The organism is Bacillus sp. MC1252 (assembly GCF_056838025.1).
The window spans coordinates 2,161,720-2,188,522 of sequence record NZ_CM166369.1; the positions used below are offsets into that span (position 1 = coordinate 2,161,720).

General features: G+C 42.4%; 32 protein-coding genes and 2 riboswitches. Of the genes, 5 read left to right on the forward strand and 27 right to left on the reverse strand.

The features are described from left to right. Positions 1 to 119 precede the first annotated feature (119 nt). From ACYH0L_RS10935 to ACYH0L_RS11035, 21 genes are all read right to left on the reverse strand, one after another. Positions 120 to 1,019 (reverse strand): polyprenyl synthetase family protein, encoded by a 900-nt coding sequence (locus ACYH0L_RS10935; protein WP_180275484.1) that lies wholly within the window; start codon positions 1,017 to 1,019, stop codon positions 120 to 122. After that, positions 1,003 to 1,263, reverse strand: coding sequence for an exodeoxyribonuclease VII small subunit (locus ACYH0L_RS10940; protein ID WP_482354017.1), 261 nt, complete (start codon positions 1,261 to 1,263; stop codon positions 1,003 to 1,005). The genes ACYH0L_RS10935 and ACYH0L_RS10940 overlap by 17 nt, the downstream gene beginning before the upstream one ends. After that, positions 1,260 to 2,606 (reverse strand): exodeoxyribonuclease VII large subunit, encoded by a 1,347-nt coding sequence (gene xseA, locus ACYH0L_RS10945; RefSeq protein WP_099726684.1) that lies wholly within the window; start codon positions 2,604 to 2,606, stop codon positions 1,260 to 1,262. Before xseA ends, ACYH0L_RS10940 begins: the two co-directional genes overlap by 4 nt. Positions 2,607 to 2,676: 70 nt before the next feature. After that, positions 2,677 to 3,528: a bifunctional methylenetetrahydrofolate dehydrogenase/methenyltetrahydrofolate cyclohydrolase FolD gene (folD, locus tag ACYH0L_RS10950; RefSeq protein ID WP_099726683.1), complete on the reverse strand. Its 852-nt coding sequence runs from the start codon at positions 3,526 to 3,528 to the stop codon at positions 2,677 to 2,679. Between the two features lie 11 nt (positions 3,529 to 3,539). Beyond that, positions 3,540 to 3,935, reverse strand: a complete 396-nt coding sequence (gene nusB / locus ACYH0L_RS10955; RefSeq protein WP_099726682.1) for a transcription antitermination factor NusB — start codon at positions 3,933 to 3,935, stop codon at positions 3,540 to 3,542. A 209-nt stretch (positions 3,936 to 4,144) separates the two neighbouring features. Further along, the gene (locus ACYH0L_RS10960; RefSeq protein WP_034319693.1) at positions 4,145 to 4,552 is read right to left on the reverse strand and encodes an Asp23/Gls24 family envelope stress response protein; all 408 of its coding nucleotides are present in this window, start codon (positions 4,550 to 4,552) and stop codon (positions 4,145 to 4,147) included. A 25-nt stretch (positions 4,553 to 4,577) separates the two neighbouring features. Continuing rightward, complete coding sequence (gene accC / locus ACYH0L_RS10965) at positions 4,578 to 5,927, reverse strand: acetyl-CoA carboxylase biotin carboxylase subunit (RefSeq protein WP_230030375.1); 1,350 nt, start codon at positions 5,925 to 5,927, stop codon at positions 4,578 to 4,580. Between the two features lie 11 nt (positions 5,928 to 5,938). Beyond that, positions 5,939 to 6,421 carry an acetyl-CoA carboxylase biotin carboxyl carrier protein gene (gene accB / locus ACYH0L_RS10970; protein ID WP_019743732.1) on the reverse strand — a complete coding sequence of 161 codons (483 nt, stop codon included), beginning with the start codon at positions 6,419 to 6,421 and terminating at the stop codon, positions 5,939 to 5,941. A gap of 195 nt (positions 6,422 to 6,616) precedes the next feature. Beyond that, a complete protein-coding gene (locus ACYH0L_RS10975; RefSeq protein ID WP_180275491.1) occupies positions 6,617 to 7,249 on the reverse strand; it encodes a SpoIIIAH-like family protein in 633 nt (210 codons plus the stop codon). Then, positions 7,249 to 7,920 carry a stage III sporulation protein AG gene (spoIIIAG, locus tag ACYH0L_RS10980; RefSeq protein WP_099726679.1) on the reverse strand — a complete coding sequence of 224 codons (672 nt, stop codon included), beginning with the start codon at positions 7,918 to 7,920 and terminating at the stop codon, positions 7,249 to 7,251. The genes ACYH0L_RS10975 and spoIIIAG overlap by 1 nt, the downstream gene beginning before the upstream one ends. Continuing rightward, positions 7,913 to 8,545, reverse strand: a complete 633-nt coding sequence (gene spoIIIAF, locus ACYH0L_RS10985; RefSeq protein WP_099726678.1) for a stage III sporulation protein AF — start codon at positions 8,543 to 8,545, stop codon at positions 7,913 to 7,915. Before spoIIIAF ends, spoIIIAG begins: the two co-directional genes overlap by 8 nt. A gap of 14 nt (positions 8,546 to 8,559) precedes the next feature. Continuing rightward, positions 8,560 to 9,753: a stage III sporulation protein AE gene (gene spoIIIAE / locus ACYH0L_RS10990; RefSeq protein WP_482354018.1), complete on the reverse strand. Its 1,194-nt coding sequence runs from the start codon at positions 9,751 to 9,753 to the stop codon at positions 8,560 to 8,562. A 19-nt stretch (positions 9,754 to 9,772) separates the two neighbouring features. After that, a complete protein-coding gene (gene spoIIIAD, locus ACYH0L_RS10995; RefSeq protein WP_099726676.1) occupies positions 9,773 to 10,186 on the reverse strand; it encodes a stage III sporulation protein AD in 414 nt (137 codons plus the stop codon). Beyond that, positions 10,183 to 10,389: a stage III sporulation protein AC gene (spoIIIAC, locus tag ACYH0L_RS11000; RefSeq protein ID WP_003153142.1), complete on the reverse strand. Its 207-nt coding sequence runs from the start codon at positions 10,387 to 10,389 to the stop codon at positions 10,183 to 10,185. The genes spoIIIAD and spoIIIAC overlap by 4 nt, the downstream gene beginning before the upstream one ends. Before the next feature lie 19 nt (positions 10,390 to 10,408). After that, on the reverse strand, positions 10,409 to 10,924 hold the full coding sequence (spoIIIAB, locus tag ACYH0L_RS11005; RefSeq protein WP_099726675.1) for a stage III sporulation protein SpoIIIAB: 516 nt from the start codon (positions 10,922 to 10,924) through the stop codon (positions 10,409 to 10,411). Next, a complete protein-coding gene (gene spoIIIAA, locus ACYH0L_RS11010) occupies positions 10,918 to 11,841 on the reverse strand; it encodes a stage III sporulation protein AA (RefSeq protein WP_230030379.1) in 924 nt (307 codons plus the stop codon). The genes spoIIIAB and spoIIIAA overlap by 7 nt, the downstream gene beginning before the upstream one ends. A 66-nt stretch (positions 11,842 to 11,907) precedes the next feature. Beyond that, complete coding sequence (locus tag ACYH0L_RS11015) at positions 11,908 to 12,192, reverse strand: YqhV family protein (protein WP_099726673.1); 285 nt, start codon at positions 12,190 to 12,192, stop codon at positions 11,908 to 11,910. Positions 12,193 to 12,364: 172 nt separating this feature from the next. After that, the gene (gene efp, locus ACYH0L_RS11020) at positions 12,365 to 12,922 is read right to left on the reverse strand and encodes an elongation factor P (RefSeq protein WP_012010541.1); all 558 of its coding nucleotides are present in this window, start codon (positions 12,920 to 12,922) and stop codon (positions 12,365 to 12,367) included. A gap of 25 nt (positions 12,923 to 12,947) precedes the next feature. Beyond that, complete coding sequence (locus ACYH0L_RS11025; protein ID WP_249705716.1) at positions 12,948 to 14,009, reverse strand: M24 family metallopeptidase; 1,062 nt, start codon at positions 14,007 to 14,009, stop codon at positions 12,948 to 12,950. Next, on the reverse strand, positions 14,006 to 14,449 hold the full coding sequence (aroQ, locus tag ACYH0L_RS11030; protein WP_099726671.1) for a type II 3-dehydroquinate dehydratase: 444 nt from the start codon (positions 14,447 to 14,449) through the stop codon (positions 14,006 to 14,008). The genes ACYH0L_RS11025 and aroQ overlap by 4 nt, the downstream gene beginning before the upstream one ends. A gap of 108 nt (positions 14,450 to 14,557) precedes the next feature. Beyond that, entirely contained in the window at positions 14,558 to 15,085 is a 528-nt protein-coding gene (locus tag ACYH0L_RS11035) for a YqhR family membrane protein (protein ID WP_099726670.1), read from the reverse strand. A 221-nt stretch (positions 15,086 to 15,306) separates the two neighbouring features. On the opposite strand from ACYH0L_RS11035, the gene ACYH0L_RS11040 reads away from it, so the two are divergent. After that, on the forward strand, positions 15,307 to 16,263 hold the full coding sequence (locus ACYH0L_RS11040) for a DUF1385 domain-containing protein (protein WP_249705717.1): 957 nt from the start codon (positions 15,307 to 15,309) through the stop codon (positions 16,261 to 16,263). Positions 16,264 to 16,301: 38 nt separating this feature from the next. Then, positions 16,302 to 16,700 carry an SA1362 family protein gene (locus tag ACYH0L_RS11045; RefSeq protein ID WP_099726668.1) on the forward strand — a complete coding sequence of 133 codons (399 nt, stop codon included), beginning with the start codon at positions 16,302 to 16,304 and terminating at the stop codon, positions 16,698 to 16,700. Here ACYH0L_RS11045 and ACYH0L_RS11050 read toward each other — a convergent pair. From ACYH0L_RS11050 to ACYH0L_RS11060, 3 genes are all read right to left on the reverse strand, one after another. Continuing rightward, positions 16,697 to 17,572, reverse strand: coding sequence for a patatin-like phospholipase family protein (locus ACYH0L_RS11050; RefSeq protein ID WP_099726667.1), 876 nt, complete (start codon positions 17,570 to 17,572; stop codon positions 16,697 to 16,699). The two genes, ACYH0L_RS11045 and ACYH0L_RS11050, sit on opposite strands and share 4 nt — an antisense overlap. A 105-nt stretch (positions 17,573 to 17,677) precedes the next feature. Continuing rightward, entirely contained in the window at positions 17,678 to 18,112 is a 435-nt protein-coding gene (gene mntR / locus ACYH0L_RS11055) for a transcriptional regulator MntR (protein ID WP_003215946.1), read from the reverse strand. Between the two features lie 85 nt (positions 18,113 to 18,197). After that, the gene (locus ACYH0L_RS11060) at positions 18,198 to 19,034 is read right to left on the reverse strand and encodes a lipoate--protein ligase family protein (protein WP_099726666.1); all 837 of its coding nucleotides are present in this window, start codon (positions 19,032 to 19,034) and stop codon (positions 18,198 to 18,200) included. Between the two features lie 220 nt (positions 19,035 to 19,254). On the opposite strand from ACYH0L_RS11060, the gene ACYH0L_RS11065 reads away from it, so the two are divergent. Further along, positions 19,255 to 19,635 carry a rhodanese-like domain-containing protein gene (locus tag ACYH0L_RS11065; protein WP_099726786.1) on the forward strand — a complete coding sequence of 127 codons (381 nt, stop codon included), beginning with the start codon at positions 19,255 to 19,257 and terminating at the stop codon, positions 19,633 to 19,635. A gap of 42 nt (positions 19,636 to 19,677) precedes the next feature. Here the strand turns inward: ACYH0L_RS11065 and gcvPB are convergent, their stop codons facing one another. The 3 genes from gcvPB to gcvT are packed head-to-tail and all read right to left on the reverse strand — an operon-like array spanning position 19,678 to position 23,591. Then, positions 19,678 to 21,138: an aminomethyl-transferring glycine dehydrogenase subunit GcvPB gene (gcvPB, locus tag ACYH0L_RS11070; RefSeq protein ID WP_482354019.1), complete on the reverse strand. Its 1,461-nt coding sequence runs from the start codon at positions 21,136 to 21,138 to the stop codon at positions 19,678 to 19,680. Next, on the reverse strand, positions 21,131 to 22,477 hold the full coding sequence (gene gcvPA / locus ACYH0L_RS11075; protein WP_099726664.1) for an aminomethyl-transferring glycine dehydrogenase subunit GcvPA: 1,347 nt from the start codon (positions 22,475 to 22,477) through the stop codon (positions 21,131 to 21,133). Before gcvPA ends, gcvPB begins: the two co-directional genes overlap by 8 nt. Positions 22,478 to 22,493: 16 nt before the next feature. Next, complete coding sequence (gene gcvT, locus ACYH0L_RS11080; RefSeq protein WP_099726663.1) at positions 22,494 to 23,591, reverse strand: glycine cleavage system aminomethyltransferase GcvT; 1,098 nt, start codon at positions 23,589 to 23,591, stop codon at positions 22,494 to 22,496. Positions 23,592 to 23,696: 105 nt separating this feature from the next. After that, a riboswitch (glycine riboswitch) is annotated at positions 23,697 to 23,793 on the reverse strand. Positions 23,794 to 23,796: 3 nt separating this feature from the next. Next, positions 23,797 to 23,904, reverse strand: a riboswitch (glycine riboswitch). A gap of 251 nt (positions 23,905 to 24,155) precedes the next feature. On the opposite strand from gcvT, the gene ACYH0L_RS11085 reads away from it, so the two are divergent. Together ACYH0L_RS11085 and ACYH0L_RS11090 are read left to right on the forward strand one after the other, a co-directional pair. After that, positions 24,156 to 25,826: a DEAD/DEAH box helicase gene (locus tag ACYH0L_RS11085; protein ID WP_482354020.1), complete on the forward strand. Its 1,671-nt coding sequence runs from the start codon at positions 24,156 to 24,158 to the stop codon at positions 25,824 to 25,826. A 14-nt stretch (positions 25,827 to 25,840) separates the two neighbouring features. Beyond that, the gene (locus ACYH0L_RS11090) at positions 25,841 to 26,638 is read left to right on the forward strand and encodes a YqhG family protein (RefSeq protein ID WP_099726661.1); all 798 of its coding nucleotides are present in this window, start codon (positions 25,841 to 25,843) and stop codon (positions 26,636 to 26,638) included. Positions 26,639 to 26,803: the final 165 nt, after the last annotated feature.

The window sequence follows — 26,803 nt, forward strand, 5'->3', positions numbered from 1 at the left end:
CATACATATATAATGCCTTATTCCTATGAAAACCCATGAAGGAATAAGAGTTGTCTCATCATAATAAACTGTTTACAGTTTACCACAATTGCTCGAGGACCCTCAAATCTAGGCTGTTTTTAATGATCTCTTGAGGCAATCAGATCACATAAATCATGCAACAATTGCTGCTCTAACGTAAGATTTGAGACAATTTCTTTTGCACGTGTGATGTGTTCATTTAGTTTTTCTTTTGCGCCTGAAAGCGTTAATAAAGAAGGATATGTTGACTTTTCATTTGCTGTATCGGAGCCGACCCGTTTTCCTATCTTTTCTTCGCTTCCTTCGAGATCTAAAATATCATCACGGATTTGAAAAGCAATGCCAATATGATAGCTGAATTCTCTCAAGTTTTCGATATCGTCATCAGGTGCACCTGCCAGCATCGCACCTGCTGCCACGCTGAAGGTCAGAAGCTTTCCTGTTTTCCGGGCGTGAATGGATTCTAATTCAGCAAGAGGTATTTGTTGTTTTTGCTCTGCTTCCATATCATCAAATTGACCGCCAACCATTCCAAGCGCACCTGCTGATTTCACAAGTTCATCTATAATTCTGAGCTTTTGATCAGCGGATATATTGTCAGATAGTTGCGATGTAATCAGGCGGAAGCTTTCGGTTAAAAGCGCATCGCCTGCAAGAACCGCTGTTGCTTCTCCATATACTTTATGGTTGGTCGGCTTTCCTCTGCGAAGATCGTCGTCATCCATGCATGGAAGGTCGTCATGAATCAATGAATATGTATGAATCATTTCCACTGCGCAGCCAACAGGTATACCATCTTTTTCACTTTTTCCATAGGCATTTAAAAGAGCCAGGACGAGAACAGGACGAAGCCTCTTTCCGCCTGCTTTTAAAGAATAAAGCATAGAGGATTTCAAGTCTTCTGGAATATGCAATTCCTGAACATATGTAAATAAATAATCTTCGATTGCCTGTTTTCGTGTTGTCAAAAAATCATTTAAATTACTTGTCACCAGCATCTGCCTCCTTTACTGAAAAAGGAGCCAGCTCACCGTCCTCTTTTAAAATGAAATCCATTTGCTTTTCAACATGCTGTAATTTTTCATGACAAAGCTTTGAAAGTGCCATGCCTTCTTGGAAATAATGGATGGCTTGCTCAAGCGGTACATCTCCCTCTTCCAGCTTCCCAACAATCTCTTCAAGACCTTTCATGGCCTCTTCAAAAGTCATTTGTTCTTCTTTTTGTTTATTTGATTCTGTCATGATGATTGTCCCTCCTTCTCAATAACCTCACAAATAAGACGTCCATCCTTCATTGTAATGGTTAGCTGATCCTTCGTATCTACTTGGTTCACACTTTTAATCAGTGCATCTTCTTTATAGGCTAAACTGTAGCCTCTTTCCATCACTTGAAGCGGATTTAATGCATTTAGTTTACCAAGAACAGATTGGAACTGCGAATGAATTGTTTTCATTTGCACATTCATACTGCGGATGAGTTGATCTGTTTCATTGGCGTGACGTTTTTTCGCCTGAAGCAGCTGCTCTTTTGGATGAAGCGGTTTAAGTCTGTATGTCTGGCGGTCAAGCTGACTGCGTTTTTGTTCAATTTGTCTCGTCAGCTGTTTTTGAAAACGATCAAATACCATATCGAATTGCTGCTCTTTTTGCTCTTGTAATCGCTTTGGAAAACGGAAGGCATAAGAGGATTGAAGCGCCACAAGACGGTCTTTCGCTTGTGAAGTTCGATTCTTTACGGCCCTTGTTAACCGAATGTCGATCGATTTGATTCGTTCAATTAAATCGGCCGTGCTTGGAACAGCTAGCTCGGCTGCTCCTGTTGGTGTGGGTGCTCTCATGTCTGCAGTAAAATCACTGATCGTAAAGTCCGTTTCGTGCCCAACTGCAGAAATGACTGGAATGTCTGATGCGAAGATCGCTCTTGCGACTGCTTCTTCATTAAAGGCCCAAAGTTCTTCAATCGAACCTCCTCCTCTTCCGACAATCAAGACATCGCAGATCTGTTTTTCATTTGCTTCTTTGATCCGCTCAACGATTGAACGGGTGGCATTTTCACCTTGGACTAACGCCGGAAGCACAATGATCTTGGCCTGCTGATAGCGCCGGTTGATGGTTGTAATGACATCTCGAACAGCCGCTCCTGTTGGGGATGTAATCACACCAACGACTTCTGGATATTCAGGAATTGGTTTTTTATAGCGCGCATCAAATAAGCCTTCACTTGCTAGCTTTTTCTTCAGCTCTTCATAAGCAAGATGAAGAGCACCAACACCATCAGGCTGCATTTCTTTGGCATATAATTGATAGTTGCCGCTTGGTTCATATACTTGAATCCCGCCGCGTACAAACACTTTCATCCCGCTCTTTGGTGAAAAAGGCAGCTTGGAAGCGGAGCGCTGGAACATGACAGCTTGCATGCGGGCGTTTTCATCTTTCAAGGTGAAGTAAACATGACCTCTTGAATGAATCTTCACATTGGATAACTCACCTTTGATCCAAATATCTTCTAAGTGAGGGTCCACATCAAATTTTCTTTTTATGTATTTTGTAAGGGCTGTGACCGTCACAAAGGCTTTTTCACTCATGACGTATTCCTCCTCTTCAAAAACGCACATTCATCCACCGGCAGCATGCAGGTGGATGAATGGATAAAGCTTATGCTAATGTACGTTTTGCTGATTTAACCGTATTATGTGCAAGCATCGTAATCGTCATTGGACCGACTCCGCCAGGGACTGGTGTGATATAAGAAGCTTTTTCTTTCGCCTCTTCAAAATCAACATCCCCTACAAGCTTCCCAGTATCTAAACGATTGACTCCTACATCGATGACAATAGCGCCTTCTTTAATTTGGTCAGCTTTAATAAAGTTTGCTCGACCGACGGCAACAACTAAAATGTCCGCTTTTAACGTATGTTCTGAAATATTGGCCGTTCTTGAATGACAGTATGTGACGGTTGCATGTTCGTTTAACAGTAATTGTCCAACTGGTTTGCCGACAATATTGCTTCGTCCTACAACAACCACTTCTTTTCCAGAAAGATTGACACCTGTTTTGTTTAGCAGTTCAACAATACCTGCAGGTGTACAAGGAAGAAATGTATCTTCCCCTAGTAGCATTTTCCCGATATTTAACGGATGAAAACCATCTACATCTTTCTCTGGTGAAATACGTTCAATGACGGCTTTTTCAGAAATGTGTTTCGGCAGTGGAAGTTGAACAAGAATCCCGTGGAATTGATCGTTCGCATTGTACTGATCAATCAGCTGAAGCAATTCCTCTTCTGTTAAAGAAGCATCTAAATGATCAAGTTGAAAATGCATGCCCATTGCTTCTGCCGCTTTTTTCTTCCCGCGTACGTAAGAAAGTGACGCCGGATCATCACCGATTAGAATAACGGCAAGACCAGGTGTGACTCCTTTTTGTTTTAGCTCTTCTACTTCTTTTGCTAATTGTTCACGCTTTTCTTTTGCTGTTTCTTTCCCATCGATGATTGTTGCTGTCATGTCGAATCCTCCTATTGCTGCTTTAGGTCGTTTTTAATGTTTGAAAGTACACCATTTACAAATTTCGGTGCTTTATCATCACCGAATAATTTGGCCAGTTCAATGGCTTCATTCATTGAAACACTAGCCGGGATGTCATCTTGATACACCATTTCGTACACAGACAGCCTTAAAATGGCTCTGTCTACGTTCGCAATACGATCGAGTTTCCAATTCACAAGGTGCTGCGAGATCATGTCATCGAGCTTGTCCTTTTGTTCAAGCACACCGAAAACCAGTTCCTCGAAAAAAGGATCTGATTCTTGTTCATCCAGCGCATGTGTAATGGCCTCTTTCGGATCAATATTGCTGACATCAATTTGAAATAATGTTTGTAGCGCCTTTTCTCTTGCAGTTCTTCTTTTCATTATTTACTCCTTTAACCACTTTATCCGCTTGTCGTTAAGCCATACAGAGATCATAACATATTTTGACCGTGGTCGCACCAAGATCCATGCGGGCTGTGGCGAAAAACGAATAAATCAACACGTGACGTAATCAATATTCGGAACTTACCCAAAAATGGGCTTTAAAAAACCAAAGAGGCGATGCCTCCTTGGTTTCACTTGAACCCTTTTTACACTTCTTGATCTACTTCAGCCTCAGGTGCTTTTGTATCAAATTGAATGCCAACGACATGAATGTTGATTTCATTAATCGTTAAGGCAGTCATGTTCAAAAGGGTTTGTCGGATATTTTCTTGAACAGCAGTGGATACCTTTGGAATGGATAGGCCAAATTCAACCACACAATATACATCAATTGTGATGCCTTCATCAGAGACATCTACTTTTACACCTTTACGGTGATTTTTCTTACCAAAGCGTTCTGCTACATCAGCAGCGAAATTGCCGCGCATTTCGGCAATTCCTTCGACCTCTGAAGCGGCGATCCCAGCAATGACTTCAATCACTTCTGGCGCAATTTGCACTTTTCCCAATTGATCTTCATCAAGGTTCATCTCAAGCAAATTGTTTTCTGACACGATCATTCACCTCCGAAAGCTGTTATTATTTCATGATTTGATACGTTTCTAAAAACTTCGTATTAAAATTACCACTCACAAATGTTTCATGCTCGAGCAATCTGAGATGGAATGGAATTGTTGTGTAGACTCCTTCAATGACGAATTCTTGAAGCGCACGTTTCATTTTCGCAATCGCTTCTTCTCTCGTCTTACCATACGTGATCACTTTTGCAATCATGCTATCGTAATATGGTGGAATCACATAGCCCGGATAAGCCGCAGAATCAACACGTACACCTAGACCGCCTGGCGGAAGATACATTTTAATTTCACCAGCTGACGGCATGAAGTTTTTCTCTGGGTTCTCTGCGTTAATACGGCATTCAATTGCCCAGCCTGCATATACGACATCCTCCTGGGTAAGAGAAAGCTTCTCACCTGATGCAACCATGATTTGTTCTTTGATCAAGTCAACACCTGTGACCATTTCCGTAACAGGATGCTCTACTTGAATGCGAGTATTCATTTCCATGAAGTAGAACTTCTCTTCATTATAATCATAAATGAACTCAACCGTTCCAGCGCCTGTGTATTCAACAGCTTCTGCTGCTTTCACAGCTGCTTCACCCATTTGCTCACGGATGTCTGCATTCAGTGCTGGTGATGGTGTTTCTTCAAGAAGCTTTTGCATTCTTCTTTGGATTGAGCAATCACGCTCTCCTAAGTGAATCGTATTCCCATACTTGTCTGCAAGCACTTGGATTTCCACGTGTCTAAAGTCTTCAATGAATTTCTCCAAATAGACGCCTGGGTTACCAAAGTTTTGTGCTGCTTCCTGCTGCGTGATTTTGACACCGTTAATGAGCTCTTCTTCAGTACGAGCTACGCGGATCCCTTTACCACCGCCGCCTGCAGTTGCTTTAATAATAACAGGATACCCAATACTTGCTGCTGTTGAAACGGCATCATCAAGATCTTTTACAATTCCTTGAGAACCAGGGACAATCGGAACTCCTGCCTGCTTCATTGTTTCTCTTGCGACATCTTTCGTTCCCATTTTGGAAATCGCTGACGCCGTTGGTCCAACAAAGATGACATTACATTCCTCGCAAAGCTCTGCGAAGTCTGCATTTTCAGCAAGGAAGCCGTATCCTGGATGGATGGCATCTGTACCTGTTAGTTTTGCTACACTGACAATGTTTGTGACATTTAAATAACTATCTTTTGAAGCAGTCGGTCCGATGCAATATGCTTCATCAGCCATTTGAACATGCAGCGCATCGCGATCCGCTTCAGAAAATACCGCAACTGTTTCAATTCCTAGCTCTTTGCAAGCGCGAATGATTCTAACTGCGATTTCTCCTCTGTTTGCAATTAATAGCTTTTTAATCATGATCGTACTCCTTACTCTGCTTTCACTAGAAAGAGGGGTTGTCCGAATTCTACGAGCTGACCGTTTTCAGCTAATACTTCGACGATTTCGCCTTTTACTTCTGCTTCGATTTCATTAAACAGTTTCATCGCTTCCACGATACAGACAACTGAGTTTTCCTTCACCTTAGAACCTGTTGTCACGTATGGATCTGCTTCTGGTGAAGAAGAAGCATAAAATGTGCCAACCATTGGGGATGTGATTTTATGCAGATTTTCAGACGCAGTTGCCTCTTGTGCAGGGGCTTCGGTCTGAGCTGGAGCTTGTGCTTTAGGAGCTTGTTGAGCTGGAGCTGCTTGGACAGGAGCCACTGGTGCTTGTGCCGCAACTTGCTGAACGACTTCTTTATTTTTCTTCAGTTTGATTTTTGCACCTTCGTTTTCGTACGTAAATTCATCAATTGTAGATTCGTCAATTAATTTAATCAGTTCATGAATTTCTTCGATTTTTAACATGGATTTGCACCCCTATGTATGGATTTATCTTTTTTTATAGGCTAGTACTAAAAGTACATACTATAACCATCTTACAGGAGGATTTCGTTGAATTCAACTACTATTGTGATCAGACACCTCGCGTGAGTACCTTGAAGAGGGCGTCAAACCGCATCAAAAAACGCCCTTTTCGGCAAAGGACGTTTGTTCATTTTTTTATTGGTTGGATGGCTCAAACGTGACAGCTACGTTATCAAGCCCTCTGATTTCTTTTGTAACCATATCAATAATATCTGCCGCTTGGGACTTTGATTTTTTATCTGAACGAACCGTGATGCTCACTTTATCTCCTTCAGCACTCACTAGAGCATCTTTGTATCCTTTCGTTTTAATCAATGTCTCAAGCTGACGCTCTGTTCCTTCTGCCTCACTGAGAGCTGTCATTTGATCATAGGCTTCACTTTTTTCTTGTGCTGTTGCATCATCACTTGACACGATTTCGTTGAATTCTTCGCGCTGCTTGCTGCGTTTATCTTCAAGCTCTAGTCTGTATGTTGTAAAAAGTTCATCGTCTGTCTGCTCTGAAACAGCCTTTCCTTCTTCACCACTTGTTTCAACATCCTCTTGTTTGCCGTTTGTTTCTTTGTCAGTGGACTTGTCACCTGAGCCTTTTTCTGTTCCTTTGTCAGTCCCTTTTTCTGTTTCGGTCTTTTTCTCTTCAGTTCCTTTTGATTTCATATCTTCTACTGTCACTGCATTCTCACCTTGTGGCGACATGATATAGTACACACTCAATACGACAACTAAACTTAGCATCGTTAATAGCCAAACCGTTTGTTTTTTTAACATCATTCCGAATCCTCCTTGATTTTTTTAGGGGCAACAGCCACTCTATGGCTCGGTACATCAAGCACTCGTGTAACAGCTTCAATGATGGTTTTCTTTATTTGAACGTTGTCTACTCCTTGAGCAACAACGAGGACACCTCGAATTTCTGGTTTTTTCGTTTGGACAACAACAGGTGTTTCTTCATTGCCATTTTTAATGATGACGATCTCTTCTTCCTTTGTTTGATCCGTGACACTTCGCACGCCGCCTTCTTTATCTGTTTCCTCGGTCGTTGTGCTTTTATTTGATTTGTTTTTTTCAAACACTTTTAAAGAAGTCGCGTCTACATTCACTACAATGGATACATCCTCAACACCAATGATCGTCTCTAAAATTTCTTTCAGCTGATTTTCGTATTCTTGCTCAACGTCCTCAATCGAGTCCTTTGGTTTACCCGAGGATGCCGGTTTGAATACCTCCTGTTCTTCGGAGGATGTTTTTTTAGAAGCAGGAACAGCAGCCTGTTGTTTGTTTGATGGCGGTGACAGGAGCTGACTGACTAACATGAAAGACACGCCGATAATGAATACAAGCAGCAAGTAATGGTGTTTTGTTAATTTCGGTTTCCCTTCACCTTTTTCAGGTGGTTGGAACAATGATTTCAGCTTTTGTTTCCAGTCCTTGTTATTCATGACCTGCTGCGTCACCTCCCTCGATGTTCAGCGCAATGTGTTCAGGACTCGTATTCCATATGTCAGCAAGCGTCTTTTTCATCCTCTCGATCTCTTTTGATGACGATCCAGCGCTTTCCTCCTTTTGTCTGGAGAGATCAATGTCCACCTTTGCCACCGTTTCTACAGCATCACCTGCGAGCGGGGAAAGGACTGCTTTGATGCGAAATTGATCTGCCTCCATGTTCTGATCAAGGTGCTCCTCATCTGCCAACACTTCTACGTGTTTCATTTCATAGCTCTCCTTCTCCAGTGGCTCCTTTGCGCTTTTTTCTAGTTGGACAGCCATTTGCTTTAAAATATATGCACGCTGAGAGGCTTGTATTTCTTTTTTTTCTAAATTCATCTGATTTTTTATTTCTTCTGACTGTGCTTCTTCCTTTCCTTTCATTAATTCTGAGAAAATCTGGTCAGGATCCGCCCGAAATAAGGCAAAAATGGGATTAAGCATGACGACGATCAACAATAAGCTGACGACCATTTTGGCATACTTTTGCATGCTTGAATTGGGAAGCAAAAGATCAATCACAATCGCAAATAAGATAAATAGGATAATACTTGTGATCCATTCTGTCAGAAAACTCAAAAGGTGCCCCCTCCTTACTTCATCATCATGGTCAGATTACCAGCAGTAATGATGACGGTAATGCTTAAAAAGAACATGAGCGACACAACAGCAAGTGCGGCAAATATATAAAGAACACTTTTTGAAATGACATCAAGACAGCTAATGATCGGTCCGCCCCCTAGAGGCTGAAGAATGGCAGCAGCAAGTTTATATATAAGGGCAAGCGACAGAACCTTAATCGCCGGAAATGCTGCAATGGAAATCAAAATGGCGACTCCTACAAGGCCGACCGTATTTTTGAGCAAAACAGAGGCGCTGATGACTGTATCCGTCGCATCTGTAAACATTCTGCCAAGCACAGGGATGAAATTTCCGGTGATAAATTTGGCTGTACGAAGAGCGATGCCATCAGTAATGGCAGCAGATGCACCTTGCACGGAAATGACGCCGAGAAAAACGGTTAAAAAAACGGCTAGTCCGCCAATTGCTACATTTCTTAACAGCTGGGCAAGCTGAGTGACCTTGTATTGTTCGGTCAGCGTACTGACAATGCTCAATATCGCTGATAAAAAGATAAGCGGAAGGACGACATACTGAATAAAAACGCCGCTCGTGTTCATCAAAAATAAAATAACGGGATGAAAGAAACCGGCCGAGACAAGCCCGCCTGATGAAGCAATGAGTGCTAATAAAAGAGGAATAAGGGCAAGAATAAAACTGGTCATCGTTTGAATGGCTTCTGTTGCATAGGAAATCGCTACATGAAAGCTGTTGAGTGCAATAATGATGAGCACCATATAAACGAGAGCATATGCGACTTTACTGACGGTGCTTTGCTCAAAAGCATTTTGTAAAAGCTGCAACAGCGAACAAAAGATGGTGAGTAAAATCAGTGTTCCAAGGAGCTTTCCGTTTGCAATGACCTCATGAAAAAGATAATGAACAAATGCTTTCAGCCACGTTTGTGGAGACAGTTCTTTATCGCCATCAATCATTTCCTTCACTGTACCTTTTTGGCTTTCTGGCAGAAAGCCGCCATACTCGTCCAATATGGTTTCCCAAAAGTCACTAATGGAATGAAGCTCTAATGCATCAGCCTGTCCATTCGCTACTTCTTCTGCTACTGGTTCTTCACTTGATAAAGGCACATTTTCTTCTGCACCTGCATGCGGAGCGATCAGCCAAAAGAAAAGCATAAGTCCCATAACAGCTGTCACTCGTTTCATTGTCATCACCTCTTTTCAATTAAGTCATAGACGGAATCATGCCTAAGATGGTCTCAATGATGACTGTTAAAATCGGGACTGCCATGACCAAGATGAGGATTTTACCGCCAAGCTCTATTTTCGATGCAATGGCGCCTTGTCCAGCATCCTTCGTAAGCTGGGCGCCGAATTCCGCAATATAAGCAATGCCAATAATCTTTAAAATGGTTTCAACATACTTCATATTGACGCCGGCACTTGCCGCAATTCTTTCAATCATCGAGATAATGGCATAGATCTGATCAATTAAATAAAGAAAAATCACACACCCTGTAAACACAACAAGCATAAAGGCGAAGGTTGGCTTTTGTTCTTTGACGATTAATGCTAAGAAAGTAGCGATTAAACCAAGTCCAACAATTTGTATGATTTCGATTTGTAAGCCCTCCCCTATCCTTGAAATAGAAATACGGCTTTAATCTTCTTAAACAAATCATCCACAATGGTTGCCACCATAAACAAAATGTAGATAAACCCAAGCAGCGTCACCCACTGAGCATACTCTTTTTTCCCCATTTGATCTAAAATCGTATGAAGAAAGGCCACGACGATGCCTACTCCCGCAATTTGAAAAATGACGTTTACATCAACGCCCATGCTCTCGACTCCCTTCCTCTCACATCAATAAAAGAATCAGTAGTAATCCGCTTAAAAATCCGAGGCTTCTGACCATTTTCTCATTTTTCGCTTGGGCGATTTCAGCTTCCTTCTCCTCTGATTCCAAATGGCCTAAAGCTAGCTTGATATACTTTTGCTGAGCAGTGACATCATGCTGACCAAGTGTTTCTCCAAAGTGCTTCAGCGCCTCGTATTCGCCTTTTTTCAAAACGGTCTTTTTCCAAACATCCTCCAAACTTTCATTCCATGCATGCCGTGCAGAAAAAGTCCCGACTTTGAGCTTTTCTGCAAAATGTTCAAATAACCGATTCACTGGGGGGCCTACTTGCGACGCAATTTGCTCTGCTGCCCGCGCTAGAGGAGTTTGACCATACAAGATTTCAGCTTCAAGAGACTGGAGAGCAAACCGGAGCTGCCGAATTTGCTTAGGCCGGTCGCTGTACCGTTTAGCAAACTCAAATCCTCCCCATGTCGTGGCTGCGACAATGAAAATAGCGCCAATGAGCTTTAACATATGTCCACTCCCTGCCTCCACTTCATCTCTTTTCCATCTTGGTCATACATCCGTCCGATCGTGCCGGGACCATTTTTTCTATTTAATTCAACATATCGATCAAACACACGGAGCTGCCATAACGGCTTAAATGATGGCCGTTTATATAAATCTTCAAGTGAATACCCATGAGCTGAGACGATAATGGTGACTCCGGCATGAATCGCTTCTAAAAGTGCCTGTACATCCTCACTTTTTCCTATTTCATCTACAATGATGACCTCTGGGCTCATGGACCGAATCATCATCATCAAACCCTCAGCCTTTGGACACGCATCAAGCACATCAACCCGGTGCCCAAAATGATGCTGCGGCACCCCTCTTATACACCCGGCAATTTCAGAGCGTTCATCAATAATTCCTGTTTTTCTAGGAGAAATTGTTTTTGTGCCTGTACTAGCAAGACGCGCTACATCACGCAGCAATGTCGTTTTCCCTGTTTGCGGAGGGCCAATGATAAGTGTATTGCACCAATTTTGTTCATATAGATAAGGAAGAAAGGGAAGTGCAATCCCGATTTTTTCTTTTGCGATGCGAATATTAAATGAAGAAATATCTCTTAATCCTTTGACGAATCCATTTTCAACGATTACCTTTCCTGCAAGACCCACCCTGTGTCCGCCAGATATGGTGATATAGCCTTGTTTTAATTCTTCCTCAAGTGTGTACATGCTGTAATTGCTGAGCCTGCCTAATAGCTGAGACGCATCTTCTCCTGTTGTGTGGTAGGAAAGAAAGCGCGGTTTTCCGCCTTGCATCAATTCAATCGGACGATCCGTGCGAATGCGGATTTCTTCTATTTGCGCCCATTCTGTCTCTTTTAGAAGCCTGAGTTCTTGTCCAATCGAGTGCGGGAGAATATCCAACAAACTCCGCAACGAATTCCCCTCCTTTTTTTCTTCTCTAAAATGTATGATGCGAGTCGTTAATTATGCCAAGCCGTTTCACTTATAGATCCCAACAAGAATAAACACGACACCAATGAAAATAAACACGAGCTTTGCATAGGATAACTGCCCTGCCATTTGATAGATTCCAATCGTCATCGTGATAATAAAAATGAGCGGCCCGATGATCGCCAATATACTATTGATGACAACCGCTTTGCGTATATCATTTGTGATCAAAATGAGGATGGCGGCCGTCAGTTCAATAGTTGCAGATAAGAACCTCATGCCTGCCATCGCAGCCACTGATGGGTGTATGCCTGGGAAAAGAAATTGTTTCATATAGAACCTCCAGCTTTTTTTACACTATATGCTTGACTAGCTGGAAGTAGTCTTGTTTTTCAGACGTAGAAGAGTTGGATGAGAGAATAGAGTGAGGGCGTTCTTACAGGGAGACATATTTTTCCCAATAAAAAAAGACTGTAAACACGAGGTTTACAGTCTTTATTGTTCATTACGCTCTTGAAACGTATGAACCGTCAGATGTATTAATCACTAGTTTATCTCCTTGGTTCACAAAGAAAGGAACGTTGACGATTAAACCAGTTTCAGTTTTCGCAGGTTTTGATCCGCCTGATGTTGTGTCACCTTTAATACCAGGCTCTGTTTCTACTACTTCTAGTTCTACCGTGTTTGGAAGTTCAACTCCAAGGGTTTCAGCACCGTACATCACGATTTGAACTGACATATTTTCAAGCAAGTATTTCAGCTCATCTTTAATTTGTGTTTCACTTAGTTCAAGCTGCTCGTATGAGCTTGTATCCATGAATACATGCTGGTCGCCATTTGCATACAAGTATTGCATTGTTTTTGTTTCAATTTGAGCTTTCGCTACTTTTTCACCTGCACGGAATGTTTTTTCTTGAATAGCACCCGTACGTAGGTTACGCAGTTTAGAACGAACAAATGCTGCGCCTTTCCCTGGTTTTACGTGTTGGAAATCCACTACACGCCAAATACCGCCGTCCACTTCAATTGTCAGGCCTGTACGAAAATCATTTACTGAAATCATTTTGTCATCCTCCTACATTTCACCATCATAATATGATAAGTTCTTTCGGTGAGTGGGTCAATCGTTTATTGCCGTCAGCTGTCAGGACAATATCATCCTCAATTCTCACGCCGCCGACATCCGGCAAGTAAATTCCTGGCTCAACTGTTACAACCATTCCCTCTTCTAACACGACCTCTGAGCGTGAGGAAAGGCCCGGCGCTTCATGTACTTCCATACCAAGCCCGTGCCCAGTTGAATGCCCGAAGTATTGACCGTAGCCATACTTTTCAATGATGTCTCGTGTGATGCGATCAGCTTCTTTTCCTGTTAAGCCCGGCTTGATTCTATCCACACCAGCGTTTTCTGCTTCTAATACGATATGATAAATTTCCTTTAGCTTGTCGCTTGGTGTTCCGACGGCAATCGTTCTTGTCATATCAGAACAATAGCCTTTATAGTAGGCTCCGAAATCAAGTGTAACCAAATCACCAGATTCAATCACCTTTTCACTCGCTCTCCCGTGTGGCAGGCTTGAACGAACACCTGAGGCGACAATCATATCGAATGAAGATCCTTCAGCACCTTCTTTTCTCATGAAAAATTCAAGCTCGTTCATGACCGCAATTTCTGTCAGGCCCGGCTTGATGTAAGTGAGAATATGATCGAAGGCGTGATCTGCAATCTTCGCAGCTTCCTCTAATATCTTAATCTCTTCACTAGACTTAATCAAGCGCAACTTTTCAACTGATTCTGAGACAGGAACAAGCTCGATACCGTCTGCTTTTTCAGCATACTGCTGATAAGTGGCAAATGTCATATGGTTTTGTTCAAACCCAAGTCGTTTTACCCCAAACTCCCTTGCCGTTTGAGCAGCTGTTTCCACAATGTTCCCTTTATGTTCAATGATGTCATAGCCTTTCACTTGATCCTTGGCTTGTTCTGTGTAGCGAAAATCCGTAATAAAGGCCGCTCGATCCTTTGAAACGACTGCAAGACCGGCTGATCCAGTAAAGCTGGTCATGTACTGCAAATTAAAGCTGCTCGTAATCACAAGACCATCAATCTCTAATTCGGTTAAAAGTTTTCTTAGTTTTTCAAGCTTCATGATACCGCTCCCCCTTCACTGACTAAATAACGAATCGCCAATTTATACCCTTCTAAACCAAGACCAACGATTTGCCCTTGGCATACTGGAGCAAGTACAGAATGATGACGGAATTCCTCTCTCTTATGAACATTTGAGATATGTACTTCGATGACAGGTAAAGAAATACTTGCAATGGCATCTCTCAGCGCGTAACTATAGTGGGTAAAAGCCCCCGGGTTAAACACGACGCCATCGTACTGATCCTCTGCTTCGTGGAGCGCATCGATCAGATCCCCTTCGTGATTCGATTGAAAGAACGTTAGTTGGATATTTGCTCTTTCTGCGAACTGAAACAAATCCGTTTCTAAATCCGTCAGCGTTTTACTTCCGTAAACAGCAGGCTCTCTCTTGCCGAGCCTATTTAAGTTGGGTCCATTCAGCATAAGAAAATGAGGCATATGACCACTCCTTCACCCTAATTCAATCTATATCGATATCTGTTTCTTTTTCCTTAGAAACCTTTCGTTTCCAAAAATATTTTATCATATGAATGGGTGATTTACACTTTATTCTGTCTTTTTCCCGAGTGCCCTCGCTAGCTTCTGACTCGTTAATTCATTGTATTCAAACGAAATACTGTATCCAATAAACATGCCATATAAAATATATATGCAAAATGTCGTCACAATGGTGCTTTGCTGCAAATCTTGCACTTGCTTCACATCTGGGAAAATAGGATTAAATACATAAAAAACAAGCAACCATAATAGCCCCCCATAAATCAGCCCCACCCAAAAACCTTTGATCCGTTTTAAAAGCCCGTAATAAATAAAGGCCGCTCCAATAGATAAAAGGCCTAAAAGCACAATACTAATAAAAGTGCCAAGTCCGCCCTTTTTCCATTCTCCGAGCACAAAAGGCTGAAGCAGCATATTCGGACTCACCTCTGAAAAATGAAACATATGGGTCAGAAATCCGATAAAGCCCCAAAAAACACCGCCAACAAAGCCAGTAGCAGCTGCTCTTGCCACGAGCGATGACGTTTGCACTGACTGATTTTTTTCTTCTTGTTTTTTCTTTTCATCACGTTTCATATGAACACCTCCAGCAAGTAGTATGTCCAATATGTCATGAAAAAAAAGGATTTCCATGCATGAGTGTAAATTTTTTATAACAGGGTATACTGGCTAAAAAGAGGTAGATAGAATTCTAGTAGATAATCGACCTGTGAGCTAGTGATTTCCCCTCATTTCCTGTACAATAAAGGTATAAGGAAATGCATGTAAATTACAGGAAACAGGCAGGTTGATGAAATATGTCCAATCAAACAAAATCTCCAGCATATGGAGGGCAGGCAGTTGTCGAAGGTGTCATGTTCGGAGGTAAAAAGAACTATGTGACAGCGATTCGGCGTAAGGATCAGTCCATTGAATTTTTGAAGCTTCCCCGGACATCCAATAAACGAACCGCCATTCTCAAGAAAATCCCATTTGTCAGGGGTGTTGCTGCACTTGTTGAAGCAAGCGCAAACGGCAGTAAGCACTTAAACTTCTCCAGTGAGCGCTATGACTTAGATCCTTCTGAAGATCATTCTCTTGAAAAAGAACAAAAAGGCTCGAAATTATCGATGATCTTCGGCATTGCTGTGATCGGAGTTCTCTCTCTTCTTTTTAGTAAATTTGTCTTTACCCTAGTACCTGTCTTTTTAGCTGAGCTTGTGCGGCCTGTGTTTTCTGGAAATTTCGCACAAATCGCAGTTGAAACATTCTTTAAATTGATCCTGTTATTAGGCTATATTTACTTTATTTCCATGACCCCTTTAATTAAAAGGGTATTTCAATATCATGGGGCAGAACATAAAGTCATAAACTGCTATGAACAGAATCTTGACATCACAGTGGAAAATGTCCAAAGCCAATCCCGGCTGCATTATCGATGCGGCAGCAGCTTTATTTTATTCACTGTCATTGTCGGAATGTTCGTCTATTTACTCGTACCGACAGATCCTTTATGGGTGAGAGTTCTGAACCGCTTGGCGCTCATTCCGGTTGTTCTGGGCATTTCTTTTGAAGTCTTGCAGCTCACGAACAAGCTCCGAGAAGTGCCTGTGCTAAAAGTGCTTGGCTATCCTGGCCTTTGGCTGCAATTGCTCACAACAAAAGAACCCTCTGACGATCAAGTCGAGGTAGCCATTGCAAGTTTTAATGAACTTCTTCGTTTAGAGGAAGCGTCTGAGAAACAAGCGTCAGATTCTGCTCATCAAGTGATCTAACTTATAAATCCGGTAAATTCCTTCGGAGGTGGACAGTTATGAATCGCCGAGTACATCCTGCTTTTACCATTATTTTCGCTTTAGGTGTTTTGGGATTTGTGTATTTACTCACAACGAACCCAGGCAGACTCTTTACGATGCTGCTATCAGTTGTGATCATTGGAGCGGTTGTGTTTTTCCTATTTAGATGGCTGATGAATCGAAGAATTGGAACAGAAGGAAATCTTTATCGTAAAGCAGTCAAACAATCAAAACGTCGCTACCAGCAGCAGCCTAAACCAAAAACGAAAAGCCAGATGAAAAATCGGGTCACTCATTTGCGAAGCGTGCCGACTGACCACAAGTCTAAGCCCGTCCTTCTCAAAAAGAAAAGCCAAACACAATTAACTGTGATTGAAGGCAAGAAAAACAAAAAGAAGAATCGCGCCTTATTTTAAAATGTCCAGCTTTTTAAAAATTGCTCGGCCTTCTGTCTACCTAGATCGACGAGCGCCCTTTTCTTTTCTGTCATGAGATGAAAATCAGTGGCAATAACGTGTTCTACAGGAATAAAAATAATATGACGTTCGTGTTTTGTGGCGATATGTCTTTCATCATGAGCACCACGCATCGTTTCAAAAAGAGCGCCAAACAGTTCAAACGCATTGCGGATGGAGTGTTGAGGGCGTTCTTTTTCGTTTGGGGTTAACGTAACACCAACAAACGGTCTTTTTTTCTCTTCAGCAAATAACCAAATCGGGAAGTTGCTGAGGACTCCGCCATCAACAATGGTACAAATGCCTTTTGAAGACTTTAGTTTGACTGGCTCGAAAAAATACGGCAGGCTGCAGCTCATGCGAATGGCACGTGCAACGGAAAACCGTTCTGGATTTAATCCATAAGAAGGAAGGTCGTCTGGCAGGACGAGGATTCTTCCATTTGTTAAATCAGAAGCGACGATTTTGAGCGAATCTTTTTTGAGATCCCCAAATACGGTAACCCCTTTTCGTTTTAAAACATCTGTGAGCCATTTTTCCAGCCGGTCTCCTTTGTAAAGACCAAGACGCCAATAAATGGATACCCATCTGAGCATTTTAAACGGGATGAATTGACACCTTCGGTCAAGCAATTGATGTTCATCCATTTCATCTAAAAGCTCCCGAATCTCCTGACTCGTAAAACCTGCTGCGATGAGTGAAGCAATGATCGCTCCAGCACTTGTACCAGCAAGGCGGACAAATTGAAATCCTCTCGCTTCAAGCGCCTCATAAGCACCTGCAAGCGCTGCACCCTTAATGCCTCCACCTGAGAACACACCATCTATCTTCATTAAGGAGCCCCCTTTTTATCTCACACTATTAATAGTGTAGGAGCATTTGCTTTCAATTAGAACTTTATTCAAAAAGGACACCCATACTGAGGGTGTCCCTTTTTCTTAAGATTCTTGATTTGTTTGTTCGTTTTTCTTTTGAATCGCTTTCAGCTGTACAGATCGCTCGTCGTTTTCTTCAAAGAATTGAACAAGATCGCCGATGCGGTCAATGCTGTTCCAGCTGAGATGATGTTCAATGCCTTCTACATCATCATAAATTTTCTCTTCATCTACACCAATGATTCTTAAAAATTGCTCTAGCAGTTCATGTCTGTATACGAGACGTTTTCCAATTTTTTTGCCTTTCGGGGTTAAAATCAGACCACGATATTTCTCATAAATAAGGTATTCATCTTTATCTAGCTTCTGAACCATTTTTGTTACAGAGGAGGGATGGACAGCGAGGGCTTCTGCAATATCAGAGACTCTGGCATATCCTTTTTCTTCTATCAGCATATAAATTTGTTCAATATAATCTTCCATACTAGGTGTAGTCATAAAACCCCTCCAAAATGCACCTTTACTTAATAATCATAACAATTCTACACCATCGCCCATTAAAAAACAAGAAGTGTCCATCGTCTTAACGCTTGTAATTCCAATCATCTGAGGCATATTTCGTTTTGGCGAGATGGTGGACAAACGCTAATTCTTCATCTGTCAGTTCATAAGGCACAAGCTCGATATTTAATCCTTTTTCAAACCCTCGTTTAAACGCCACACGTGCATCGTCTAATGTACATGTTCGATCTGAAATTTCATTGATTGCGACCGCCTTGTTTTTAAAGCTGCGCTGCATCCGCTCTCTTACCCGGTCGTTTGGATAAAGAAACAAATCGAACAATTTGTCCTCATCAAGGTCAATTAAGATTGAGCCATGCTGAAGGATCACACCTTTTTGTCTCGTTTGAGCACTGCCTGCCACTTTTCTGCCTTCTACGACAAGCTCGTACCACGAAGGGGCATCAAAGCATACAGACGATCTTGGATTTTTTAAGCTTTCCTTTTCTTTTTCTGTACGAGGAATGGCAAAATACGCATCAAGTCCCAGTTCTTTAAAGCCCTCTAAAATGCCTTCTGAAATGACGCGGTACGCCTCTGTCACTGTCGCTGGCATTTCTGGATGCTCCTCTGACACAATGACGCTGTAGGTCAGTTCCTGATCATGAAGAACCCCCCGCCCTCCTGTTGGTCTGCGGACAAATCCGAGACCATAGCGCTTGACTGCTTCCATGTTGATTTCTTTTTCAACATGCTGAAAATACCCAACAGACAATGTTGCCGGATCCCATCCATAAAAACGGATCACAGGCGGGATAAGCTTCTCACTATGCCAATAAAGCAAGGCTTCGTCCATTGCCATGTTAAAGGCTGGGTCCTGGTTTCCTGTATCAATGAAACACCATTTCTCTTTTTGCATATAAAAATCCCTTCTCTTTTACGTAGTCAATATTAGATGATGGCGGTGACCACCGGTTTTCTCTCTTCATCAGTCTATCAAATAGGGAAGGAATTGAAAATAATTCTGACCATTTATGATGACAAGTTTCTTTTGCTTTACTATAATAGTATTTGTCTAAACCGTACCATCAGACAGGCCACTGTGCTGATGCTCAAGAAGGAGTCGAGTCGTATTGCCAATATTCAACTATATCGTCCTCTCACTTTGTGGACTTTTCGTTCTTTATTCCATCGGCAGTTACATTTATCAGCAGCGCATTATGAAAACGCTGACGGAAGAAGAATTCATTAAAGGTTACCGCAAAGCTCAACTCATTGACGTGAGAGAGCCAAATGAGTTTGAAGGCGGACATATTTTAGGGGCAAGAAACATCCCCCTTTCACAATTAAAGCAGCGAAAAAATGAAATACGTCCTGACAAGCCTGTTTATCTCTATTGCCAAAATAATTTGAGAAGCGGGAAAGCAGCCCAAACTTTACGTAAAAACGGATGTCGTGAGATTTATAATTTAAAGGGCGGCTTTAAAAAATGGGGCGGCCGCATCAAAACGAAAAACTAACAAAAAAGACTCTGGGAGCTAGCCGCCCCCTTTGAGTCTTTTTTATTTTCTCTCAAAAACAAGAACTGGATTCCGCGCAGCCTTTGTTTCGTCCATTCGTTTGACAACCGTTGTATGCGGCGCTTCCTGCACCACTTCTGGATTCTCTTCTGCTTCTTTTGCAATTTGAATCATCGCTTCAATGAATGCATCAAGTGTTTCTTTTGATTCTGTTTCAGTTGGTTCAATCATGATACATTCCTCTACATTCAGCGGGAAGTAGATCGTTGGCGGATGATAGCCAAAATCAAGTAATCGTTTGGCAATATCAAGTGTCCTCACACCTAGTTTCTTCTGACGTTTACCTGAAAGGACAAATTCATGCTTACAGTGACGATCAAATGGTAAATCGTAATGAGCACATAAGCGGCGCATCATATAGTTCGCATTTAACACAGCATTATCTGTTACAGCCTTTAAGCCGTCTGGACCCATTGAGCGGATGTACGCATATGCCCTGACGTTAATGCCAAAGTTGCCATAGAACGGCTTGACGCGTCCAATTGATTGTGGACAATCATCATCAAAATAAAAACGACCTTCCTTCTTCACAAGTACTGGCTTTGGCAAGTACGGAATCAAATCCTTTTTCACTCCAACTGGACCTGAACCAGGACCTCCGCCTCCGTGTGGACCTGTAAAGGTTTTATGAAGATTTAAGTGAACCACATCAAATCCCATATCCCCTGGTCTTGCTCTGCTTAAAACAGCATTCAAATTCGCTCCGTCATAATAAAGCTTACCGCCAGCTCCGTGAACGATTTCAGCCATTTCTAAAATGTTTTCTTCAAAAAGGCCGAGTGTATTCGGGTTTGTCAGCATAAGAGCCGCTGTTTCTTCATTCACAACACGGCGTAAATCCTCTAAATCAACAAGCCCATTTTCATCAGATGCAACGGTAATCGTTTCAAACCCAGCCACTGTCGCAGATGCCGGATTCGTTCCATGAGCAGAATCCGGCACGATGACTTTTGTTCGCTTATGATCTCCTCTTGCTTCATGGTACGCACGAATCATCATGAGCCCCGTCCATTCGCCATGTGCACCTGCCGCAGGCTGTAATGTCACTGCGTCCATTCCTGTGATTTCTTCAAGATGGTCGCCTAGGTCATAAAGTAATTCTAATGCTCCTTGCACAGTGTCTGCTTCTTGAAGTGGATGAATTTGAGAGAAGCCTGCAAGGCGTGCAACCTTTTCGTTAATCTTTGGGTTATATTTCATCGTACAAGAGCCAAGAGGGTAAAATCCTGAATCAACTCCATGATTACGTCTTGATAGTGCCGTATAATGACGCATGATATCAAGCTCAGATACTTCCGGAAGCTCAGCATCCTCATGACGAATGTACGTTTCATCAAATAAAGCCGGGAGCTCCTGTTCAGGTACATCTAAATCAGGCAGGCTATAACCAATTCTTCCTTCTTTGGATAATTCAAAAATAAGCGGCTGATCTTGTTTATTCATGGCGATCCCCCAATTCCTTGATGAACGTATCGATTTCTTCTTTTGTTCTTAGCTCTGTCACGGCTACAAGCATGTGCTGCTGAAGCTCTGGGTAGTCTATCCCTAAGTCATAGCCGCCGATGATCCCTTTTTCAAGCAATCGTTTATTGACTTCTTTCACAGGCTCATTTAACTTGATCACAAATTCATTAAAATGGGCTCCTTCTACATCAGCCTGAAGCCCATGTTTTTCCGCCTGCGTCTTGGCATAATGGGCTTTTTGCACGTTTTGATAGGCGATTTCTTTTATGCCTGTCTTTCCAAGTGCCGTCATCGCAACAGAAGCGGCTAACGCATTTAATGCCTGATTCGAACAAATATTTGACGTCGCTTTGTCTCTTCGAATGTGCTGTTCACGCGCTTGAAGGGTCAGCACAAACCCACGAACACCATTTTCGTCTTCTGTCTGCCCGACTAAACGCCCTGGAACTTTTCGCATTAATTTTTTCGTCACGGCAAAATACCCGCAATGAGGTCCGCCAAATGCAGCCGGAATGCCAAACGGCTGTGCATCACCAACAACAATATCTGCCCCCAGTTTTCCTGGCGGCGTCAGTAAACCGAGTGCAAGCGGATTACTTGAGACAATGAACAGGCTCTTTCCTTTATGTGCAATCGGTTCAATCTCTTTTAACGGTTCGACTACACCGAAAAAGTTTGGATATTGTACAAGAACAGCTGCTGTTTCGTCGCAGACGGCCTCTTCTAATGCCGCTACATCCGTCTGCCCTTTTCGCGCAGGTACCTCAACTACTTCAATATGCTGTCCTTTGGCATATGTTTTCAGCACTGCTCTTGATTCAGGGTGAACCGATTCAGAGACAACAATTTTCTTTTTCTTTGTATGTCCTGCAGCCAGCATCGCCGCTTCAGCTAATGCGGTTCCGCCATCATACATCGAGGAGTTGGCAAGATCCATGCCGGTCAGCTCAGCGATCATCGTTTGAAACTCAAAGATGGCTTGCAATTCACCTTGTGAAATCTCGGGCTGATAAGGTGTATACGCTGTATAAAATTCAGAGCGTGAGATGACGTGATCGACAATGACAGGCTGATAATGATCATACACACCAGCACCAAGAAACGATGAATAGGAAACAGTATCCTTATTCTTTGCAGCTAAGCGAGATAATTCCCGCACAAGCTCTGTTTCAGATGCGGCTTCTTTGATGTTGTATGCCCCTTTGAATCGTACTTTCTCTGGGATATCTGAAAAAAGCTCATCAATCGACTGAACGCCGATGACATCCAGCATTTCTTTTTGATCTTGCTCTGTTTGCGGCAAATACCTGTGCTTCATCCTCTATTCCCCCTCGTTATTTGGCTCTTTTATAAAATGGTGTGGCGACGATTTTGGCTTTTAGACGTTTTTTACGAACTTGTACTTCCACCTCTGCCTGAAGCTGCGCCTCTGATGTTTCGATCAAAGCAAGCCCGATATTTTTCTTTAACGTTGGAGATTGTGTACCCGTTGTGACAATTCCAATCTGCTTCTCTCCTGAAAAGACCGGATAGTCTGTACGCGGAATCCCTTTATCAATCATTTCAATGCCGACAAGCTTCCGCTTCGCTCCTTCTTCTTTTTGCTTTTTGAGCGCTTCTTTCCCAATAAAATTAGCTTCTTTATCCATTTTCACAGCAAAACCAATCCCGCCCTCTAATGGGGAAATATCCTTTGTGAGCTCCTGACCATAAAGCGGAAGTCTTGCTTCAAATCTCAAGGTGTCACGTGCACCGAGCCCGCACGGCATTAACCCTTTAGGCTGGCCCGCTTTTAATAAAGCCGACCAAATGTGAACGGCATCTTCTGACTGGCAGTAGATTTCAAAGCCGTCTTCTCCTGTGTAGCCAGTTCTTGAAACAAGCACCTCTTTTTGAGCGACCTCAGCTTGTGATAAAAACGTAAATGGCTTGAGAGATGTCACCTCTTCGTCCGCCACATCCTTGATGATGTCAGCAGCAAGAGGTCCTTGAAGTGCTAGCAAGGCGATTTGATCAGAGACGTTTTTGATCAATACGTCATCTTCACCTTGATGCTTGAGCAGCCAATCCACATCTTTTTCGATATTTGATGCATTAATGACAAGCAAATAGTTGTTCTTTTCTTTTTGATAGACGAGCAGGTCATCCACAGTCCCGCCATCTTCATAACACATGGCTGTATATAGTGCCTTACCATCCGTCAGCTTAGACAGATCATTGGTTAATAGCTTTTGTAAAAAAGGAAGGGCATCTTGACCTTTGACTTCCACCTCACCCATGTGAGACACATCAAAAAGCCCTGCTTTTGTTCGAACAGCTTCATGTTCTTCTTTAATGGAAGAAAATTGGACAGGTAATTCCCAGCCCCCGAAGTCAATGGTTTTTGCGCCAAACGTTTCATACGCATGAAAAAGCGGTGTTCGTTTCAACATCAATCGTTTCCCCCTTTTTTCTTACAGTGCAGATCACAAGCTGAATTTTCAGAAAAAAATCACAGCAAAAAAGGACAGAGAGCTCCCTTTTTATCAAAAAGAAGTCTCTGTCCTTGCACCTGAAAGTTTACAGCACAACATCATTGTGCGTTTTCCCCTTTGGTGGTTTGCTAAAAAAACAATGAGCAAACACTCTCCAGAGTTGCGTCCGGTAAGAGTACTTTTGCCTGAGAGATTCACTGAATCAATTCAGCTTGCTCCTTCGGCGCCTGCCAGTGCAAAATAACCGACAAGTCTCTCCCCATACCATCATCCGCTCATATTCTTCACATTTATTGGACATACTATCAAAATGGGTGACTTATTTTCTAGATCACTTACCAACATCCTACCATTAGAAATGGATCAAGAGCAACAGAAAAATCATTAACATTTTTAAAATAAATGTTCAATATCGTTCGCTTTTATTGAAATATATAGTCTTTTAAAGATCTCTCAAAAAATGAAGCGTTTAAAAACAGAACGATTTTATTATAAACCGACTAGGAAGGCAGGCGATGACCATTGAATATTCAAACGATTTTTGATCAGGAATGGGTAAGTGAATTTCAGCAGCGGCTTTCAGCAGACGGTCCCTGGGCGAACTGGGATATGTACCGATTAGCGACGCAGGTTCAGAAAGTCACGGCGATTGATTCATTCGAGGGTTTGCAAGCTCCTACGCACCTACCTGACTTCACTCCTTTAAAGCACCAGCTCGAAGTAGCCAGAAGAGTCGTAGAAGAGATGAACGGGAAAGCCATTCTAGCAGATGAAGTGGGACTTGGGAAAACTGTAGAAGCAGGGCTCATTATCAAAGAATACATGATTCGTGGACTTGCCAAAAAAATTCTCATTCTCGTCCCCGCCTCCCTTGTGTCTCAATGGGTGCAGGAGCTGCGGACGAAATTTTACATTGATGCTGTCGAACAAAAAAAAAGCTATGTGTGGGAGCAGTGTGACGTCGTAGTTTCCTCAATTGATACAGCCAAAAGACAGCCGCATCGAGACACGATTTTATCTATCGCCTACGATATGGTCATTATTGATGAAGCACACAAACTGAAAAACAATAAAACGAAAAACTATGAATTTGTGAGAAATCTAAATAAGAAGTTCTGCCTCCTGCTTACAGCTACGCCTATTCAAAACCGAATCGGAGAAATTTTCAATCTCGTTTCCCTTCTGAAGCCAGGCCATCTTGGGAATGAACATCAGTTTAAAGATGTTTTTGCCAAAAAGGACTTGCAGCTTGAAGATCATGATCGATTGAAACAGCTAATCAATAAAGTGATGATTCGTAACCGAAGAGAAGACACTGGCATCGAGTGGTCAAAACGGCATGTTAAGACGATTTCCATTCATTTCTCTCCGACAGAGCAAGCGTTATATGATGAAATCTGCAAGCTGAAAGAGAATCCAGCTTATACAAAGCACATGTTTTCAATCATGACCTTGGAACGGGAATGCTGCTCAAGCCGCGAGGCGGTCTATATGACGATTAAAAAAATGCAGGAAGAAGAAAAACACATTTTAGGATCTTCTGCCATTGCGCAAATCATGGAGAAAATCAACCAAGTCGAGCAAAATTCAAAGGCGCTGGAAGTCGTCAAACTCATTCAGCAGTTAAATGAGAAAGTGATTATTTTCACTGAATATCGTGCGACACAAATTTATTTACAATGGTTTCTTCAGCAAAACGGCATTAGCTCGGTTCCTTTTCGAGGCGGCTTTAAGCGGAGCAAAAAAGACTGGATGAAAGATTTATTTAGAGAACGGGCTCAAGTATTAATTGCTACAGAAGCCGGCGGCGAAGGGATTAACCTTCAGTTTTGTAACCAGATCATCAACTACGACCTTCCGTGGAATCCGATGCGTCTAGAACAGAGAATTGGACGTATCCACCGCCTTGGCCAAGAGCGGGATGTCCACATTTACAATATGGCAACGAACGGAACAGTCGAGGAACATATTCTAAAGCTTTTATATGAAAAAATTCAGCTGTTTGAAAACGTCATTGGCGATCTAGATGATATTTTAACGCGAATTGATATCCAAGATGCCGAAACAGAATTGCATCATATACTCTTTCAGCACAAATCTGACGGAGACATGAAAAAGAAATTAACCCAGTTTGCTTCCTATTTAACAGAAGCACAAACACCGCTTTTAGAAAAAAGGCAGCAAGGCTCATAAAGGAGAGTTGATCAATGGAGCAGCGTGACATTCATACATTTCTTCTCCGTTTCTTTCAGGCGAACCAATGCGACATATTAGAAGAAAGTGCAGGACATATGACAGTGCAGCTAACGATCGAAATGGATAAATTGATTATGAACCGACCTTTTTATTGGCACTGGCTCGAAAAAACGGGCGGTGTACCTGAGCCGCGGCAATTGACCTTAATCACCGATCAAAAAAAAGCCGGTGACACGGTCGAAGGTGAATTTGTCCACTTCGGCTCCCCTCGTTTATTTCAAATATTCGAGGCTGTTAAGCAGCAAGGCCGATTTATCCGGCTCTACGAAAGAGTTAGACCGCTTAGCAACAACCAGATCGCGCTGGAACCATGGCTTGGTCTCAATGTGAAAATATCCTACCTGGCAGACCGTAAAAAGGATAAGCTGCTGTCACTTGGGCTTCATCTGATACGAGGAGAAGTCATAGAACAATTTCAAGAAAAGCTCGAAGCCCGTGAGCTGTCGTCTCAAATTCCTGATTATTGCTTTACGATGAGTACAATGATTAAGCCAGAAAGCGGCGTCAAACGGCTCTATAGCCTGATGGAGCGTTATGCCCATGAGGAGCCGGACGATTGGGCGGTGAGGGCTGTTCAAAAGTGGAAAGAAGACTCGGAACTTTTAAACCAATTTTATGAAGGGACTTCAGACACATCTGTAGAATATGAAATAGAAAGACAAGCACTTAAAACTTTATACGAACCAAAAATCAGTCTTACGATTGAAAATGGCGGGCTTTTTTACTTACAGCAAAAAAGAGGAGGTTGACTCACGAGTCCCCTCCCCTTCATGTGACATACGATTTTCGATCAGTCAAAAGCAAAGTTTGTCTGTTTGTATTGGGCGGAAACATGACGCAAGCAACCTATGAGGTCTTACCACCTGTGTCTTTCCATTTAATGCGTTAAGTGCCTGAAATACACGATTCAGTAT

Coding starts and splice junctions, on each gene's coding strand:
- ACYH0L_RS10935 (WP_180275484.1), bottom strand. CDS start 1,019: ATGCTGGTGACAAGTAATTTAAATGATTTTTTGACAACACGAAAACAG.
- ACYH0L_RS10940 (WP_482354017.1), bottom strand. CDS start 1,263: ATGACAGAATCAAATAAACAAAAAGAAGAACAAATGACTTTTGAAGAG.
- xseA (WP_099726684.1), bottom strand. CDS start 2,606: ATGAGTGAAAAAGCCTTTGTGACGGTCACAGCCCTTACAAAATACATA.
- folD (WP_099726683.1), bottom strand. CDS start 3,528: ATGACAGCAACAATCATCGATGGGAAAGAAACAGCAAAAGAAAAGCGT.
- nusB (WP_099726682.1), bottom strand. CDS start 3,935: ATGAAAAGAAGAACTGCAAGAGAAAAGGCGCTACAAACATTATTTCAA.
- accC (WP_230030375.1), bottom strand. CDS start 5,927: ATGATTAAAAAGCTATTAATTGCAAACAGAGGAGAAATCGCAGTTAGA.
- accB (WP_019743732.1), bottom strand. CDS start 6,421: ATGTTAAAAATCGAAGAAATTCATGAACTGATTAAATTAATTGACGAA.
- ACYH0L_RS10975 (WP_180275491.1), bottom strand. CDS start 7,249: ATGTTAAAAAAACAAACGGTTTGGCTATTAACGATGCTAAGTTTAGTT.
- spoIIIAG (WP_099726679.1), bottom strand. CDS start 7,920: ATGAATAACAAGGACTGGAAACAAAAGCTGAAATCATTGTTCCAACCA.
- spoIIIAE (WP_482354018.1), bottom strand. CDS start 9,753: ATGAAACGAGTGACAGCTGTTATGGGACTTATGCTTTTCTTTTGGCTG.
- spoIIIAC (WP_003153142.1), bottom strand. CDS start 10,389: ATGGGCGTTGATGTAAACGTCATTTTTCAAATTGCGGGAGTAGGCATC.
- spoIIIAB (WP_099726675.1), bottom strand. CDS start 10,924: ATGTTAAAGCTCATTGGCGCTATTTTCATTGTCGCAGCCACGACATGG.
- ACYH0L_RS11015 (WP_099726673.1), bottom strand. CDS start 12,192: ATGAAACAATTTCTTTTCCCAGGCATACACCCATCAGTGGCTGCGATG.
- efp (WP_012010541.1), bottom strand. CDS start 12,922: ATGATTTCAGTAAATGATTTTCGTACAGGCCTGACAATTGAAGTGGAC.
- ACYH0L_RS11025 (WP_249705716.1), bottom strand. CDS start 14,009: ATGAAGCTTGAAAAACTAAGAAAACTTTTAACCGAATTAGAGATTGAT.
- aroQ (WP_099726671.1), bottom strand. CDS start 14,449: ATGCCTCATTTTCTTATGCTGAATGGACCCAACTTAAATAGGCTCGGC.
- ACYH0L_RS11035 (WP_099726670.1), bottom strand. CDS start 15,085: ATGAAACGTGATGAAAAGAAAAAACAAGAAGAAAAAAATCAGTCAGTG.
- ACYH0L_RS11040 (WP_249705717.1), top strand. CDS start 15,307: ATGTCCAATCAAACAAAATCTCCAGCATATGGAGGGCAGGCAGTTGTC.
- ACYH0L_RS11045 (WP_099726668.1), top strand. CDS start 16,302: ATGAATCGCCGAGTACATCCTGCTTTTACCATTATTTTCGCTTTAGGT.
- ACYH0L_RS11050 (WP_099726667.1), bottom strand. CDS start 17,572: ATGAAGATAGATGGTGTGTTCTCAGGTGGAGGCATTAAGGGTGCAGCG.
- mntR (WP_003215946.1), bottom strand. CDS start 18,112: ATGACTACACCTAGTATGGAAGATTATATTGAACAAATTTATATGCTG.
- ACYH0L_RS11060 (WP_099726666.1), bottom strand. CDS start 19,034: ATGCAAAAAGAGAAATGGTGTTTCATTGATACAGGAAACCAGGACCCA.
- gcvPB (WP_482354019.1), bottom strand. CDS start 21,138: ATGAATAAACAAGATCAGCCGCTTATTTTTGAATTATCCAAAGAAGGA.
- gcvPA (WP_099726664.1), bottom strand. CDS start 22,477: ATGAAGCACAGGTATTTGCCGCAAACAGAGCAAGATCAAAAAGAAATG.
- gcvT (WP_099726663.1), bottom strand. CDS start 23,591: ATGTTGAAACGAACACCGCTTTTTCATGCGTATGAAACGTTTGGCGCA.
- ACYH0L_RS11090 (WP_099726661.1), top strand. CDS start 25,841: ATGGAGCAGCGTGACATTCATACATTTCTTCTCCGTTTCTTTCAGGCG.